Source organism: Paenibacillus alba, assembly GCF_013204855.1.
Classification (GTDB): domain Bacteria; phylum Bacillota; class Bacilli; order Paenibacillales; family NBRC-103111; genus Paenibacillus_E; species Paenibacillus_E alba.
Genome location: NZ_JABMKZ010000123.1, coordinates 1 through 524 on the forward strand (window position 1 = coordinate 1; position 524 = coordinate 524).

General features: G+C 41.2%; 1 protein-coding gene. It reads left to right on the forward strand.

The window, feature by feature from the left end; all coding sequences use genetic code 11:
* Window positions 1-96: 96 nt before the first annotated feature.
* Window positions 97-524, forward strand: a 428-nt coding sequence (locus HQN90_RS38205; RefSeq protein ID WP_173228005.1) for a transposase, incomplete at its 3' end; no start/stop codon positions are given.

The window sequence follows — 524 nt, forward strand, 5'->3', positions numbered from 1 at the left end:
TCAGGCTGTTGAGAAAATACTTGAACTTTACCAATTCACCGCGTTACTATGAATATAGAGCTATAAAGCCTATTTCATCGAAAGCGCGGTGTTTTTATGCTTTTTACGAATACCCCAAATCCACAGTTAGATTATGAATTTGTTTGTATTGAACACATGGTACCTTCTAATCACCTGTTGCGACAGGTTGAAACCTATATCGATTTTAACTTCATTCTTGACATTGTGCGCCCTTATTACAGTGAGTCGAACGGGCGTCCTTCGCTGGATCCCATTGTCTTTTTTAAAATGCTGCTCATTGGCTACTTATACAATATCCGCTCAGAACGCGAGTTGGAACGCGTCGTGAATGACACCGTATCGTTTCGTTGGTTTTTAAATCTAGGGCTTTCAGGAAAAGCACCGGACCATTCTGTTTTTAGTTGGAATCGGAAAAATCGTTTTAAGGACACGACCGTTTTTCAAGATATATTTGATCGTATCGTGCACCAGGCTATTGGACACAAGATGGTTGGCGGACGCGT